12 protein-coding genes are annotated in these 16,584 nt (G+C 40.9%); 6 read left to right on the top strand and 6 right to left on the bottom strand.

All coding sequences use genetic code 11. The features are described from left to right. The first annotated feature begins 38 nt into the window (after positions 1 to 38). Positions 39 to 1,118, top strand: a complete 1,080-nt coding sequence (gene recA / locus HEQ19_03000; GenBank protein WYL98646.1) for a recombinase RecA — start codon at positions 39 to 41, stop codon at positions 1,116 to 1,118. Between the two features lie 106 nt (positions 1,119 to 1,224). Here the strand turns inward: recA and HEQ19_02995 are convergent, their stop codons facing one another. From HEQ19_02995 to hemL, 3 genes are all read right to left on the bottom strand, one after another. Further along, on the bottom strand, positions 1,225 to 1,995 hold the full coding sequence (locus tag HEQ19_02995) for an FHA domain-containing protein (GenBank protein ID WYM03228.2): 771 nt from the start codon (positions 1,993 to 1,995) through the stop codon (positions 1,225 to 1,227). Positions 1,996 to 2,548: 553 nt separating this feature from the next. Further along, the gene (locus HEQ19_02990; GenBank protein ID WYL98645.1) at positions 2,549 to 4,174 is read right to left on the bottom strand and encodes a serine/threonine-protein kinase; all 1,626 of its coding nucleotides are present in this window, start codon (positions 4,172 to 4,174) and stop codon (positions 2,549 to 2,551) included. Positions 4,175 to 4,432: 258 nt separating this feature from the next. After that, on the bottom strand, positions 4,433 to 5,731 hold the full coding sequence (gene hemL / locus HEQ19_02985) for a glutamate-1-semialdehyde 2,1-aminomutase (protein WYL98644.1): 1,299 nt from the start codon (positions 5,729 to 5,731) through the stop codon (positions 4,433 to 4,435). A gap of 110 nt (positions 5,732 to 5,841) precedes the next feature. Between hemL and HEQ19_02980 the strand changes: the two genes are divergently transcribed. Both HEQ19_02980 and hisIE read left to right on the top strand, forming a co-directional pair. Further along, complete coding sequence (locus tag HEQ19_02980; protein WYL98643.1) at positions 5,842 to 6,027, top strand: ChaB family protein; 186 nt, start codon at positions 5,842 to 5,844, stop codon at positions 6,025 to 6,027. Between the two features lie 397 nt (positions 6,028 to 6,424). Continuing rightward, on the top strand, positions 6,425 to 7,075 hold the full coding sequence (gene hisIE / locus HEQ19_02975; GenBank protein WYL98642.1) for a bifunctional phosphoribosyl-AMP cyclohydrolase/phosphoribosyl-ATP diphosphatase HisIE: 651 nt from the start codon (positions 6,425 to 6,427) through the stop codon (positions 7,073 to 7,075). Between the two features lie 87 nt (positions 7,076 to 7,162). Here hisIE and HEQ19_02970 read toward each other — a convergent pair whose 3' ends face one another. Next, positions 7,163 to 9,535, bottom strand: coding sequence for an RNA-directed DNA polymerase (locus HEQ19_02970; GenBank protein ID WYL98641.1), 2,373 nt, complete (start codon positions 9,533 to 9,535; stop codon positions 7,163 to 7,165). Positions 9,536 to 9,964: 429 nt separating this feature from the next. After that, the gene (locus HEQ19_02965) at positions 9,965 to 10,180 is read right to left on the bottom strand and encodes a hypothetical protein (GenBank protein WYL98640.1); all 216 of its coding nucleotides are present in this window, start codon (positions 10,178 to 10,180) and stop codon (positions 9,965 to 9,967) included. Between the two features lie 41 nt (positions 10,181 to 10,221). Between HEQ19_02965 and HEQ19_02960 the strand changes: the two genes are divergently transcribed. Then, a complete protein-coding gene (locus HEQ19_02960) occupies positions 10,222 to 10,599 on the top strand; it encodes a DUF2358 domain-containing protein (GenBank protein WYL98639.1) in 378 nt (125 codons plus the stop codon). A 6-nt stretch (positions 10,600 to 10,605) separates the two neighbouring features. Here the strand turns inward: HEQ19_02960 and HEQ19_02955 are convergent, their stop codons facing one another. After that, a complete protein-coding gene (locus tag HEQ19_02955; protein WYL98638.1) occupies positions 10,606 to 11,832 on the bottom strand; it encodes a transposase in 1,227 nt (408 codons plus the stop codon). Between the two features lie 391 nt (positions 11,833 to 12,223). On the opposite strand from HEQ19_02955, the gene HEQ19_02950 reads away from it, so the two are divergent. Together HEQ19_02950 and HEQ19_02945 are read left to right on the top strand one after the other, a co-directional pair. Next, positions 12,224 to 13,411, top strand: a complete 1,188-nt coding sequence (locus HEQ19_02950) for a TRC40/GET3/ArsA family transport-energizing ATPase (GenBank protein ID WYL98637.1) — start codon at positions 12,224 to 12,226, stop codon at positions 13,409 to 13,411. Positions 13,412 to 13,766: 355 nt separating this feature from the next. After that, positions 13,767 to 16,541: a GAF domain-containing protein gene (locus HEQ19_02945; GenBank protein ID WYM03227.2), complete on the top strand. Its 2,775-nt coding sequence runs from the start codon at positions 13,767 to 13,769 to the stop codon at positions 16,539 to 16,541. The last annotated feature ends 43 nt before the right edge of the window (positions 16,542 to 16,584 follow it).

Below are 16,584 nucleotides of genomic sequence, written 5' to 3'. Positions count from 1 at the left end.
TCCCAACACTCCATAAATCCCTATATTTCGAGGCTCTAATGGCTACCAACACAGATACGAATGGCAAGCAAAAAGCGCTGAACGTGGTACTCAGCCAGATTGAGCGCAGCTTCGGTAAAGGAGCAATCATGCGCTTAGGTGATGCTACCCGGATGCGCGTGGAGACAATTTCCACCGGGGCGCTTACCTTGGATTTAGCATTGGGGGGCGGTTTACCCAAAGGACGGGTAATTGAAATTTATGGTCCTGAAAGTTCCGGTAAGACGACGGTAGCCTTACACGCCCTGGCGGAAGTACAAAGAAATGGGGGTATTGCTGCTTTTGTGGATGCTGAACACGCCCTAGACCCCACCTACGCTGCAGCATTAGGCGTAGATATTGATAATTTGCTAGTTTCTCAACCAGACACTGGTGAATCGGCTTTGGAAATTGTCGATCAGCTAGTTCGTTCTGCTGCGGTTGATATTGTGATCATTGACTCAGTAGCAGCATTGGTTCCCCGCGCTGAAATTGAAGGCGATATGGGTGATGCTCACGTTGGTCTCCAAGCCAGATTGATGAGCCAAGCTCTACGCAAAATTACGGGAAATATTGGTAAATCTGGCTGCACAGTAATTTTTATCAACCAGTTGCGGCAAAAAATCGGTGTTACCTACGGTAGCCCAGAAACAACAACTGGTGGTAACGCATTGAAATTTTACGCTTCGGTACGCTTAGATATTCGCCGGATTCAAACCTTGAAAAAAGGTACAGATGAATTTGGCAACCGTGTTAAGGTAAAAGTTGCCAAAAATAAAGTAGCACCGCCTTTTAGAATTGCAGAATTTGACATTATTTTTGGCAAAGGAATTTCTACATTAGGTTGTCTTGTTGACCTAGCAGAAGAAACAGGCGTCCTCATCCGCAAAGGCGCTTGGTATAGCTTCAACGGCGAAAATATTTCCCAAGGTCGAGATAACGCCATTAAATATCTGGAAGACAAGCCCGAATTTACTGACAAAATTACCCAGCTAGTACGTGAAAAGCTAGACAAAGGCGCTGTTGTCTCCGCTAACTCTGTCGCCAAGGTCAGCGAAGACGAAGAGGAAGAACTTGATATAGAGCCTGAAGAAGACTAAAAAACTCAGATAGATACGATGGTAGGGGCGCAAGGCCTTGCGCCCCTACTTTATTTGTGATATAATAGCTAACTAAAAATAGCAGTAAGCAGCAGTTGTCTAACTATTAACGACTTCTGCTGAAAAAGCGGTCTAAAATTTCTGACTTGTCTTCTGCACTTAAGCCACCATGCGGTTGTTGGTGGTGATCAAATAAGCGTAAGTCTGTGTCAATCCGTGGAAGCTCATTTGAGCTTTGAGTCGGTTGTTTTTGTTTATTACTGGGTTGATTAGGCATTTTTACTGCATTACCATCATTTCGAGACACAAGCTGCAACAGTAACTCGATTGCTACAGTTGGTAGAACACGATTAGTCTGATTAATAAAAAAATCAAAAGTTATACTACCTAGACGAATGCGATCGCCATCTTTGAGCTTTTTCGGCTGATAGACTGGCTCGCCATTCACAAAGGAGCCATTGCTGCTGTTAAAGTCAATTAAATAAAAACCTTGATCGTCAATATATTGAATCGCAGCGTGGCGTTCAGATAAATATCTATCAGCAATATGTATGCCACTGTTGGTATCGCGACCTATTGTCCAGATACCCTGTGGTTGTTGTAAGCTTTGTGTCTTGTTTTCGCACAAGTTAGTAATCACGTAAACATCAGACGCTTCTACTACGCCTTGTACGTAACATGGCTTCACCCCTGTCAACGCCGACTGTTCTGGGGCTTCTATCTGCAGAATTTCATTTAAAAGGCTGCTATGGTCTTCATACAGCTTGCGGAATATCTGAAACAGACTTAATTGCCGTTCTACTTCCTTCTGTTGTAGCTCAGACGCCATCGGCGAGGCTTGTACTGCCAACAAATTTAAATTGCTGATTTCTGTCATTAACATTTCGTGTCAGCCTGTATCAGGAATGATAAATTGCTTTTTACTTGCCGCACCTACCCTGGAAACTCTAGCGGCCAAAGAGCGTCAATTGTTTTCGCCTTTGATTGGGGTGAAATTGTCCCTGGTTTTCGCGCTCATAGATGTTATGGAAAATTTTTATAAAAAAATTATTGTGTTCCTTTGTTGTTTATTGTAAAGTAGTCTTTCGCAGTTTTAACAGGTGGTACTTGTTAAATTTTGCTTAATTTTCAGGAAAACATTCAAAACAAACAATTAAACAAACAATAGCATTTACTAAGTGATGGCACAATTACCTGTTTGCTATTTGGGAGATCTCTAAGCGTTAGCTGGAACGCTCAAGATCAGAGTATTAAAGCCCGTTTTGGCTAATTTCAAAGCGGGTTAAGTTTCATGTAGTAATAGTGGTTCGTCAGCGGGACATGACACTATTGCCTAAATAACAGTGTGAATATAAAATTTTTTTAAACTTTTAAAATTTTAAGATTTATTTAATTGACAATTTGGAATTAACCTAATCTCAAAGCTGAAATCACAACAAACCTCGTTTACCATTGGGACGTACCGTCATCCAATTGGTTTTAGCCTGCGCCAGTTGTTCATCGGCAATTTTCGCACCAGTAAGATTAGCACCACAGAGATTAGCTCCCTTAAGATTGGCATTGCTGAAATTAACATGGGTGAGGTCAGCACCTCGCAGGTCAGCTGCTTCTAAATCAGCATTGTTCAGGTAAGCTTTGGTCAAATTAGCGTCCCTGAGATTAGCACCCATCAGACTGGCTCTACCAAAATCACTATTGTGGAGATTAGCTCCTTGGAGGTTGGTTTTGTGCATTTGCGCCGAATGAAAATTCGTCCCTGACAAGTCAGAACCTTGCAAATTAAGTAGACTCAAATTGTGTTGAGCAAAATCCCGTCTTCCCTTAAGATAGGCTGTGAGTAAACCTTGGGTATCTAACTTGCGTGCAATTTTAGAGTTTTGAATTTGCGAACCATTACTGTTGCTGCTAGCCAAGGTTGTAGATTTTGCCACCATCAGCCCTTGGCGGATTCCCGCTGGATTTAATGCAGCCGCTTCTGTAGCTTTAGCACGTCTGGCGCGAATTGCAGCTGCTAACTGCGCCACTTCTGCACTACTACTACTACTATTAGTAGCAACAGGATTCCTACTGATCACCGCAGAATTTTCCCAGCGGTTCTGTGTTACCTCTTTAACGCTGGCATCAGTTTTAACCAGCAATCCCTTAGCCAAACTCTCCAGGTATGGTTCCATTTCCAACCCTCTGAGTACCTCGGTGGCTGACTGGTAGCGATTACGTACTGACACCTCCAACATTTTCCGCAATACACTTGCGAAGTGGTCACTGAGTTGTACAAGTCGTTCCCACATCATTTCACCAGTTGTGGGATTGTATTCCAAATCTTTAGGAGCTTTACCAGTCAGCATATAAATGCATGTTATTCCCAGGGCGTAGATATCACTGGCGTAGACTGGACGCATCGCCATTTGCTCTGGAGGCGCAAAACCAGGAGTACCAATTGCATAAGCAGTTAATACGGTCTGTCCTGATGGGCCAGAAATTGGATTGACTTGGTTTTTCACCGCTCCAAAATCAATCAAAACCATTCTTGCATCTTGACTGCGGCGAATCAAGTTGGCTGGTTTGATATCACGGTGAATCACCTTTTGCTCATGAATGTATTGCAGCAAAGGCAAAATTTCACTCAAGAACTGCTTGACCCCAGCTTCGCTAAAAATACCGTTGCGTTTCACCTCTTGCTGTAAGGTGGCACCATTAATGTATTCCTGGACTAAGTAGAATTGTTGATTGTCTTCAAAATAGTCCAACAGCCTTGGGACTTGGGGATGATTCCCAATTTTGCCTAGGGTTTTCGCCTCTCGCTCAAACAGTTCTCGCGCCATCTGTAAAACATGTGGTGCATTTGCTGAGGGACGAAGTTGCTTAATCACGCAACTCGGTTCCCCTGGTAAGGCTTGATCATAGGCTAAAAAGGTTGCGCCAAAGCCACCTTGACCCAATGGTTTCACGACTTGATAGCGGTCTCTCAACAGTAGTTGCGAGCCACAAGACTGACACCTTTGGCTATATGCCACATTTTCTGGATGGGAACAGATAGGATTCAAGCAGTAGCTCATGTACTGTCAACTCGCTACACGAATAATAATTGTTACGTCACACTATGATTTCATTATTGAAAACAAAATCAATTTGTGGTAGGTAATTTTTGCTGGAAATACTTTGAAGATTGGCTAAAGTTAGAGTAAGTTTGCGTAAAATAACCATAAACTTCCCATCGATGGGTTATATTCACCAAATTCCTCACTTAGTGACGCTCATGAGCAATAATGCGGAGTGTTCAGCACTCAACACTCCGCAATCCGTACTGTTTTACTTTACAACCCAGACAGGACTTCCCTGGCAACAGTTAAAGTCTGCTCAATATCAGCCTCAGTATGAGCTAAAGAAGTAAATCCAGCCTCAAACTGAGATGGTGCAAGGTAAATACCCCGCTCTAGCATCCCGCGATGGAAGCGGCCAAATTTGGCTGTATCGGATTTTTTCGCATCCTCGTACTGATGAACTGGCCCACTTGTGAAAAATAAGCCAAACATGGCGCTAATGTGACCAACGCAAGCCGCATGACCAGTTTCATGAGCAACTTTCAGCAAGCCATCTGCAAGTTTTTTCGTAATCTGATCTAAATACTCATAAGTACCAGGTTTTTGCAGCAATTCTAGGGTTTTAATCCCAGCGGTCATCGCCAAAGGATTACCAGAAAGAGTCCCCGCTTGATACACAGGGCCAGCCGGTGCAATCATTGACATGATATCGCGACGACCACCGTAGGCTCCTACTGGTAAGCCACCACCAATCACTTTACCCAAGGTTGTCAAATCGGGGGTGATGCCAAATTTCTGTTGAGCGCCACCGTAAGCAATGCGGAAGCCTGTCATGACTTCATCAAAGACTAATAAGGCTCCATGCTCATGGGTGAGTTCCCGTAAGCCTTCGAGGAAGCCTGCATCAGGAGCAATAAAACCGGCATTCCCGACGACTGGCTCAAGAATGACACCAGCAATCTCGTCACGGTTTTGCTCAAATAAGGCAGTGACTGCTTCTAAATCATTGAAAGGAGCGGTTAGTGTGTTGATAGTTGCGGATTTTGGTACTCCCGGCGAGTCAGGTAGGCCAAGTGTGGCGACACCAGAACCAGCCTTGACTAGGAACATATCGGCGTGACCGTGGTAACAGCCTTCAAATTTGATGACTTTTTCCCGGTTAGTGAAAGCCCGCATTAATCGCAGCACAGCCATACAGGCTTCTGTGCCGGAGTTAACAAATCTTACCATTTCGATGCTAGGAACGGCAGCGATCACCATTTCTGCCAAGATATTTTCTAGGGCTGAAGGTGCGCCGAAGCTAGTACCTTTTTCTAAGGCTTCATGCAGCGCTGCAATCACTTCTGGATGGGCGTGACCGCAGATAGCCGGTCCCCAAGTGCCTACATAGTCGATGTATTGGTTGCCATCTACATCCCAAATGTATGCTCCTTTGACGCGATCAAAAACGATGGGTTGACCGCCCACAGATTTGAACGCACGCACTGGGGAACTAACTCCTCCTGGCATCAGGCTTTGGGCTGCGGCGAAGATTTCTTGTGATTTTGTCGTTTTAATCGTTGTATTTACCACGGTTCTCTCCTAACAGTGGGGAACAAAAAAAGCTCTATCCTAGGATAGGGTGAAATAGTGCCTAGAATTCCTATCCTGGTAGAATTAGCTCAAACAAGTAAAGTAGCAATATGTTATACAAGTCAAATCAAGACTTGCCTTTAGAGATTCGGAGTTTATTATCTGAGGCATATCAGGATCTTTACCGGGCTGCTTATAACTCGGCGCTCCATTGGTATGGTGAAGCCGCTAAAGCACATCAGGTCGCTTTGAGTGCTGTCAAGATGCAATCGGCGATGGAAAGGGTAATTTCCTAGGAAAACCTGACATTTATTGACCAACCGCACCTAACAATAGTCCATCTATGTTCAAGAAAATTTACATGAACCTCCAAGACTGATTTTGATAAGTTATGTGATCATTTGAGTATGGCGGCTTACTATTGAGTAGATTTGTGTTAGTGACTTTCATCAAAACCGCGCTAAAATTGACTGGCAATCATAAAATTCTGATATCAAAACACCTCGGTAATTTATACCCCACCCTGAAGAGGATGTTTTAAAAGTCTCGCAAGGTATGATTTGGCTGATTTGACTTGGATTAACAGGTATGGTTTTCGGCTCAAAAATAAATTACGAATTACGAATTAGTAATTCTTGTTGATAATGGTATCGTGAATGCATGAATCATTATCATTAGAGCAAATTAGCTGGTATGTTTTCTACCGATCCGCATTCACTCCACCACGCCATTCCTGTAGAAAAAATTCGCTACGATGAACAGGGTTTAGTGCCAGCAATCGTCCAAGATTATCTAGATGGCACTATCTTGATGATGGCGTGGATGAACCAGGAGTCATTACAAAAGACTTTGGAAACTGGTGAAACTTGGTTTTGGAGTCGTTCCCGTCAGGAGTTGTGGCACAAGGGGGCGACTTCTGGGCATATTCAAAAGGTGCAGAGTATCCGTTATGACTGTGATAGTGATGCCCTACTAATTGGCATAGAACAGGTAGGAGATATTGCCTGTCACACTGGTGAGCGTAGCTGTTTTCATCAAGTAGATGGGCAAATTGTGCCACCACCAGGGGATACATTATCTCAATTATTTCAGGTAATTTGCGATCGCCGTGACCACCCCAATGAAAATTCCTATACTTGTAAGTTATTTGCCGGCGGTGATAACAAGATTTTGAAAAAGATCGGTGAGGAAACGGCTGAGGTGGTAATGGCGTTTAAGGATGATGATGAAGACGCGATCGCGGGGGAGGTTGCTGATTTATTATATCATACGCTGGTGGCTTTAGCTCATCATCAAGTTGATTTGAAGGCAGTTTATCGCAAGTTGCAAGAGCGTCGTCAATAACAAAAAATTCGAGCGGTAAGGACCGCTCGAATTTAATATATACAGAGGAGAAAATTGAAAATCAAATTTAGATAATTCCTGAATTCATCATGTTGTTGATACAGGAACAGAAGTAGTCACAGGTGATGAATTTAGCCAAAAATTAAAAATTTCTTGGAGAGCAACATTGAGTTTTTTACGAAAAAATTCCGTTTCTTCAAAAGTAATCTTTTGTGAGTGTGATTTTGTTTTTTTATCTACTGGATGATCAACACGGTTCCGCATAGAGCCAAGGTCTTTCCAAATTTGGTAGCTGTTTGGAAGGGAAGTGGTAAAAACTTTTCTGTCTGTGAGAGATGCATAACCGTCATGTAATCCTGATTCTAAGGGAAAAGTGTATTCATAAAAAGCAATTAAAGTAAGATGTGCAAATTGATGAAAAGTTCTGATATAGGCATTAGGTGATTTATGATAACTACTCACAGATTCTCGTAAATGCTCGACAGATCTTTCGTAATGCACGCCATAAAACAGACAAAGATTGCTGGATGAAAATGAAACTTTATATATAGTTGAAAGCGTTTGGTAGATAAAGCATATTTTCGGAGCATCTGATGATAAGCCAACAGATTTAACTAAATCTGATAGCTTGCTCATTTCTTGGTGGTATGGCTTTAAATCATCCCAGGTAACTCTACATTTATTCATTTGTAGAAGATAAATAGCTAATCTGTGCATTACAGGGCTTTTATCAGTACAAATTAAGCGAAATAATGCTAAAAGCTTATTATGTGATTTAATCCTCTGAAAAGCACTATAAGCTAATTCTTGTCTGAGCAGTGATGAAGATTCCGGATCATCTTTACTATTATGCTGTTCTTGTTGCAAGCATTCCATAAAATAGGAATGTTGACCAGGAAGTTTTCCTAATATTCGTGCAGCTATCATTCTGGCATACCAGTCTAAGCGAGTATCAGCTAGCCATTCTCGGCATATAAATGCAGTATTTTTAGCTCCACTAATCTGATATAAAGACCATAGTGAATTAGCACGATGCCAAGAATATACCTTATGTTTATTTATAAAATTTTGTAATTTTTCTACAATAAATGAATCATTTTTAAAACGCCCTAAACAACAACATATAGCTTCAGAACGCCAAGGCAACCTGTCAAGTAAATCTAATATTTTCTCACGTATTGGCTCATCAGGTTCTAGCCGATACAAGCAAAATGTGATATTTGATTCTGCTTCTTTACTTTTGTCTGAATTATCTAGAAGTGAATAAGCTTCTAAAAATATCTCCCGCAATTGCTCTTGTAGTTTTTTATTTTCAGTTATATCTATATTGAAATTTTTATTTGAAGAGTATCTTTTGCTATCCTCTTCTTCTTCAAAATCATCATCGGTATCTTCGTCTGAATCCGTAGAAATATGTGATACTTTTGTTTCTTCGTCTATAGTATCTGTATTTGTATTTGTTTTTTTAACATAATCTGCTGCCAATTCAGCCTGTTCACTTTGAGAAATAGAAGGCTCTTTAATTAGGGTATATTCTCCTGTTCCTGTGGGATCTGTAATTATAAAGCGTAAATGTGTAATTTCTTTATTTATATCCTCGATTTCATGAATACTAGTTTTTGTAACCTGAGCCACTAATCCAGCCCGCTTAAGTTCTAAATCAAAAAGAATTAGTCCTTGCTGAACAGTTTGCTTATCACGTCCTAGAATACGTATATCGTCTACATAACGTACATAATGATATCCTTGACAAATCATTATCTTATCAAGTTCATATAAAAATAAATTTGCTAATAAATCAGAAGCATGACCACCTTGAGGAATTCCACGACTCATTTTTACATCTGCTGTATGTGCTGACCATTTTGAAAGACATTCTCTCAAGAGATTTTCAAATTTACTATCTCTTCTAGAGCCACAATATTTCCATATAATCTGAATAAGTCTCTCATGGTCAATAGTGTCATAAAAAGATACAATATCTGTTGAAGCAATCCAAGAATTACCCTGACGATATAATCTTTCAACAGAATTAACAAATTTATTATATTGTTGTTTCCAGGGACGGAGCATCCAGCGTTTACCAGAACCAGCATAAATATTACCAAAAATATGCTGATTCTGGTGAGTCACTAGATATTGATGACTTTCGTCAGCAATAACATTAACAAGAGCTTGATAAACAATAACATCAGGTACAGCCATGAGTGACATTGTTCTCAATGTAGTTGATGGTTTTGGAACATATACTTTATGATCTGCTAGCGGTGTATAGGGAAAATCTTCCGCTTTTACTTGCCTTATTAAATCTTTGAGATTAGCTTCAAGATTAAAAGCAAATATTTTAAAGCCCAACTCATCAATAATCATACGGCTAGTAACATTTACCGTTCTTTGCCAAGCAAGCAGAAAATTATCGTAAGTCAGAAATCTATCCCAGAGAGTTTCACTAAATGTCATGTCATTATTTATATGTATTGCTTAGTCAATCGAGTTGAAATTATCAAAGGTTTGTATCTATTTCAGCCATTTACTAAGAGAAGTTTTTAGTATAGATTCTACCCATATAAAGCAAAATAAGTGACTCTAAATCATAATATTAAATGAGGAACTATACTTGCTAAGTATACATAATTTATACATAAATTATTTTTGTAGGCATTATCACTGCACCGTTTCTCGCACTCGCAGCCTCACCCCAAACCCTCGCGGATACCTCTGCACCCCCTCCACCAATGGATAAACCTGCAAAAACCCAAGTTCCATCGGTTCGACTGCTAAACTCAAAATCGCTGACTTTAAATCCCCCCGTGCGTCAGGACGCGCTATCAGCGAAACCGATGCACCTTGCTTATAGCGATTCTCAGTTAAGTGAGGTACAAAATTGTATCACGCGGTGTAAGGGCACGGCATTGCCGTGCCCCTACGGGTGTACCTTACTAGGGTGAGAAACGCTATAAATGCTTCCTCTACCTGTTCTCGCCAATTGGGTTCATTCAGCCAAACTGTGCGATCGCCCACTTGCAAAATATCCAGTAAAATTTCTCTATCAGCATCGGGAATCACAACAAAGGGATTAGGATTAGCAGCACCATGCGATCGCAAAGCTGCTAATGGCTGTCGTCCACTAACAAATAACGAAAATTATGGATATAGTTCAAATTCTCAAAGACGACTATCAAAGATTTCCCATTAATCAAACTTACAGCATTTACGCCGCAGAAGTTTATTTTCAAGATCCACTAAATAAATTTCGTGGCGTTGAACGTTACAAAAAGATGATTAATTTCATCCAAACTTGGTTTTTAAATCCCAAAATGGACTTACACGATATTCAAACAGAGGGAGACACAATAAAAACTGAGTGGACACTCAGCTGGAATACTCCCCTCCCCTGGAAACCACGGATCTCTATCTCCGGTTGGAGTGAATTACGCCTGAATGCAGAAAATTTGATTGTTTCCCACATAGATTATTGGTACTGTTCACAACTCGATGTCCTGAAGCAGCATTTCTTTGGGTGACATCTCCTACACTGATGCAACGCATACAGTGTAGGCTTCCAAGACAATCCGGCTATCGCTTAGGAGGCTCTTGGCTTTAAGAACGGAATGCCCTACCGCCCTATTTTTTATATTGATTGCAGCATTATGGTCACGGTCAAGACTGCATCCGCAATGTGGGCAGTTGTGCCATCTTTCGTGTAGCTTTTTAGGGACTTTTGCGCCACAATTAGAGCAATCTTGGGATGTGTTCTTGGGATTAACAGGTATTACCAACAAACCAGCATTTCCGGCTTTGTTTGTTAGTATTGATAAAAAGTTGCCCCAACCAGCATCATGTACAGATTTAGAAAGTCTAGACCTTGAAATTCCTTTGATGTTTAAATCTTCATGTGCAATTACGTCATATTTTTTCAGTAAGTTGTTAGCAGTTTTAAAATGGAAGTCTTTGCGCTTGTCAGCAACTTTTTTATGCTGTCTACCCAATTTTTTAACAGCTTTTTGTCTACGATTACTACCTTTTTTACGTCGGGAAACACGCTTTTGGATAACTCTCAAACGTTTTTGCGCTTTGCGATAGTGTTGAGGAATAGCTACTGTTTCACCATCAGCAGTCGTCAAAAACTCTTTTAATCCCATGTCAATACCAGTTATAGACTCTGGGTTAAAGTCAGGTTTAATTGTAGGAACTGTACTATCTTCCAAGCTGAGGGACACATAATAACCATCAGCTTTTTTAGTTACAGAAGCGGTTTTGATTTTCAAGCCATCTGGGATAGGTCGATGAACAATAACTTTCACGTCCCCTATCTTTGACAACGTAATTTTGTTGTTAACAAAATTACGTTGCTTAAATTGTGCGTAAGTAAAAGTCTTATATTGACCTTTACCCTTGAATCTAGGTCTACCAGACTTTTTGCCATTAACGTCACCCTTTAACCATCTGTCAAAAGCTAATTCAACTCTTTTAGGAACTTCCTGTAACACTTGAGAGTGAATTTCTTTGTACCAAGGTCTATCAACTTTCAGTTGAACCAAAGACGCTTTTTGATTGTAGTATAATGGTTGTTCTTTTAATTCTGGTATGTGACAAATTAATGGACATCTATCAATAGGGCAGCGATTCATTTCATACCAGTCAAACCTTTGAGCCAACAAATAATTATACTGACAACGCAGCATTTCTAATGTTTTATCTATTTTCGCTGATTGCTCTTTAGTTGGCTTGATTTTGTACTGGTATGATGTCTTCATTTTTTCCTTTGTTTTCGACCTACACATAGGATAACATAAACGTAAAGGCAATGTGTAGGCAATTATGAAAAACAAAGCATTAAATTTAAGAATATCAGAACGTAGATTGAATAAGCTACGGTTATATGCAAGTCAAAACGATAAAACTATGACTCATGTAGTTGAAGACTTTATAGACTCGCTCAAAGTTAAAAATGGCGACTCCTCCCCGACCCCACTCCCTGATCAACCTGACGGTTGATAAAGGTCGGGGGTCAACTCGTCGCCGCCCCGCCATTCATCTCATCACCTCCCTTCGCTTCGGTGAGAGGCTTCTTGCGGTTTAAGCTAAACAGTTGATAATAAAAATGTAAACAAATGTAAACAATCCTCAGGCAGGACAGAATCATCCATGCGTGTAATTTTAATGACCGGCAAAGGTGGTGTAGGTAAAACCTCTGTTGCTGCTGCAACTGGACTGCGTTGCGCTGAACTAGGGTATCGTACACTGGTTTTGAGTACAGATCCGGCTCACTCCTTAGCAGATAGTTTTGACTTGGAACTAGGACACGCAGCCAAACAGATTCGCCCAAATTTGTGGGGTGCGGAACTAGATGCGCTGCTGGAACTAGAGGGAAACTGGGGTGCGGTGAAGCGCTATATTACTCAAGTTTTACAGGCCAGGGGTTTAGATGGGATACAGGCGGAAGAATTGGCAATTTTGCCTGGGATGGATGAGATTTTTGGCTTAGTCAGAATGAAACGCCATTATGATGAAGGGGAGTATGATGTCTTAATTATCGACTCAGCCCCCACCGGCACAGCACTACGTCTGCTGAGTTTACCGGAAGTTGGCGGCTGGTATATGCGCCGCTTTTACAAACCCTTTCAAAATATCTCGGTAGCACTTAGACCTCTGGTTGAACCTATTTTTAGACCCATCGCTGGTTTTTCGTTACCAAACAAAGAGGTGATGGATGCACCTTATGAATTTTATGAACAAATTGAAGCTCTGGAAAAAGTCTTAACTGATAATACTCAAACCTCAGTGCGCCTAGTTACCAACCCCGAAAAGATGGTGATTAAGGAATCGCTTCGCGCACATGCTTATCTAAGTTTGTACAATGTTGCGACAGATTTAGTAGTAGCTAATCGCATCATTCCCGAGGAAGTGCAAGACCCATTTTTCCAACGGTGGAAAGAAAACCAAAGCCAATATCGTCAAGAAATTCATGACAACTTTCACCCTTTACCTGTGAAGGAAGTGCCTCTTTTTTCTGAAGAAATGTGCGGTTTGGCAGCTTTAGAAAGGCTGAAGGAAACGCTCTACAAAGATGAAGACCCCACCCAGGTTTATTATAAAGAAACAACAATTCGGGTAGTTCAAGAGAACAACCAATACAGCTTAGAACTTTACTTACCTGGAATTCCTAAAAGCCAGGTTCAACTGAGTAAGACTGGGGACGAATTAAACATTACCATTGGCAACCATCGCCGTAATTTAGTATTGCCCCAAGCCTTAGCAGCACTGCAACCTGCAGGTGCAAAGATGGAAGAAGACTATCTCAAAATCCGCTTTGCTGACAGTGTGAAAGTTTAGTTTGGCTGATATGCTGAAGCCCTGACATAAATGTAAAAATTTTAAATTCCCGTTTACGGGTCAGGTAGGGGGGAAACCCCCCACTCTTCAGCACTTTATCCCTACTACAAATATGAGAATATTTTTAGTATTTTATGTTTAATTAGTTTGATTTCTTTACATACACTTCATATACATTTTATCCAGTTTAAGTCTTTATTATTAAATGTGAATTTTTCTCGAACAAAATAAAAAACATAGTGTTAAAATTGCCAGTATTCTTACTGAAGACAAGCTGGTGAATTAAATTTGAAAATGGCTTTGGATATTATTAAATGTTTTTGCTAAATTAAATTAATTGAGTTAACTACAAGAAATGACCCTGACCTCTAAGCCAGACTTGCGGGCAACTCTTGAGCAAGAAAGTTTATTACGCCGCATTACAAACCGTATCCGTCGAACATTAGAATTAGAAGAAATTCTCACAATAACAACGGCACAGGTGCGTTCATTAGTGGGAATTGACCGGGTGATAATTTACAAATTTCATGGTGATGGTAGTGGTCAAGTTATTGGAGAGTCGATTTATCAAAATCGTTTACCTTCCTTATTGGGGCTAAATTTTCCCGCTGATGATATACCTACCCATACCCGCGAACTATTTATCAATTCACGGGTACGTTCAATGGTAAATGTTGACACTCAGCAAATGACTCAGATTCGCCTTCGTGACTGGGAAAATGCAGAAATTATTTCTGAGGAAATCAGTTACCACCGTGCTGATTTATGTCATATTGAATATTTGAAAGCAATGGGGGTAAAATTCACCTTAGTAGTGCCTATTCTCCATCAAGAGCAACTTTGGGGATTACTGGTATCTCATCATTCTGAGTCATATTCGATTTCACAATATGAACTAGAAGCTGTGCAGATTGTAGTTGATCAACTATCAGTGGCGATCGCCCAAAGTAATCTCCTCACTCAAGCTCGCCAAACAGCAGCCAAGGAAGCGATCATCAACCGTATAGCTTCTCTGCTACATTCCCAACCCCTGATTGAGTTACAGCCAGCTTTAGAAGAAGCTGTTGCTGCATTCTCTGGTTGTGGTGGTAGGCTTTGTCTGAAAAATCCAGCGTTGAATCTCCACCATGACAAGCTCAAGAGCTTAGGAGACTGGCTAGAAACAGAAAGCGATTACATTCAAGTTTATACCTGTGGTCAACAACCTGTAATCTCAGAATTGACAAAACATCGGCTTTTGGAGCAATATTCTGTCTGGAAGGAGCATTACCAGGGTGCTGAATCGGATATTTGGGCAATTTCAGATATCTATAAAACCCCTAGTTTGGGAAATTTGCAAGTTGCTTTCCAGCCAACAAAAATTCGCAGCATATTAATGATAAAACTTCAGTACCGTCAGCAGGTGCTGGGATACTTAAGCATTTTTCGAGAAGCAATAGACACAGAAACCCTATGGGCTGGTCAGTTTGACGCGGATAAACGACAACGTTATCCGCGTCTATCGTTTGAAGCTTGGCGACAATTTAAAAAGGCACAAGCCCGCGAATGGACTACTATAGAAATTGAATTGGCTCAAGGACTGGGTAAACAATTTGCCGTCGCAATTCAGCAATATCAATTATACCAACAGGTACATGCTTTCAATGCTAATTTAGAAAATCAAGTCCAAGAGCGCACAGCTCAACTACAACAAGCAGCAGAACAACAACGAGTCTTATTTGAAGTAGTTGGAAAAATCCGGGAATCTCTTGACTTAGATGCAATTTTTCAGACGACCACCCAAGAAGTTTGTCAATCATTGCAAGTTGATCGAGTTACAGTCTATCGTTTCAATTCTGATTGGAGTGGTGAATATATTGCCGAATTTGTTAATGAACCCTGGATAAAACTAGTAGGGTCAAATATCAAAACAGTTTGGGAAGATACCTATTTGCAGGAAACCCAAGGTGGACGGTATCGCCATAATGAAACCTTTGCCGTGGATGATATTTATCAAGTAGGTCACGCTGATTGCCATATTGCCATGCTAGAGCAATTTCAGGTCAAAGCCTATGCGATCGCCCCGATATTTAGCGGACAGAAACTTTGGGGGTTACTCGCAGTTTATCAAAATTCTGCACCCCGCCACTGGGAAGCTGGCGAAGTTAAATTTATGGCTCAGATTGCGAATCAACTTGGGGTAGCACTCCAGCAAGCTGAGTTATTCAATCAGACTAGACAGCAAGCTCAAGAGCTAACTCAATTACTACATGATCTACAAGCAACTCAAACCCAACTGATCCAAACTGAGAAAATGTCCTCCTTGGGTCAATTGGTAGCAGGTATTGCCCACGAAATTAACAACCCAGTGAATTTTATTTATGGTAATCTCACTCATGTGAGCGATTATGCCGAAGATTTACTTGGTATGTTGGAACTTTATGACAAGCAAAACCTTAAATCCAGCCCTGAGATTTGCGAGCGTGCAGAAGAGATTGATTTGGAATTTATCACTGAGGATTTACCCAAAAGTCTATCTTCGATGAAGGTAGGGATTGATCGGATTCGCCAGATTGTCTTGGGTTTACGGAATTTCTCTCGCCTTGATGAAGCTGAAATGAAAGCTGTGAATATTCACGACGGGATTGATAGTAGTCTGCTGATTTTGCAGCATCGCTTAAAAGCAAAACCAGACAGTCCCGCTATTCAGCTAGTCAAAGAGTACGGCGACCTTCCTTTAGTAGAATGTTATGCTGGACAACTCAATCAGGTTTTCATGAATGTTTTGAGTAATGCGATCGATGCGCTTGAGGATTACAGGGACTCTAAATCAGAACCGCATAGTAGCCAAATTACCATCCGTACTACTTTAAAAGAGCTTCAAGGTCATGTTCCCACTGTGGTGATTCGCATTGCTGACAATGGCCCTGGAATTCCCGAAGCCATTAAAGCCAGAATATGTGACCCATTTTTCACAACAAAGCCAGTAGGAAAGGGTACTGGCTTGGGGTTGTCAATTAGTTACAAGATTATAGTCGATAAACACGGTGGTGTCTTTAAATGTGATTCCCAGTCAGGGTTAGGCACAGAATTTTCGATGGAAATTCCCATCAGGCAAATCACCAAAACAGTTCTGACTACTGATTTATAGTTTTTTATACTAAAATATTGCCTTTTACCCGTTGAGTTGTCAA

It is taken from the genome of Gloeotrichia echinulata CP02 (assembly GCA_038087035.1).
GTDB classification, from domain to species: domain Bacteria; phylum Cyanobacteriota; class Cyanobacteriia; order Cyanobacteriales; family Nostocaceae; genus Gloeotrichia; species Gloeotrichia echinulata.
This window is presented reverse-complemented; position numbering and strand designations above follow the sequence as displayed.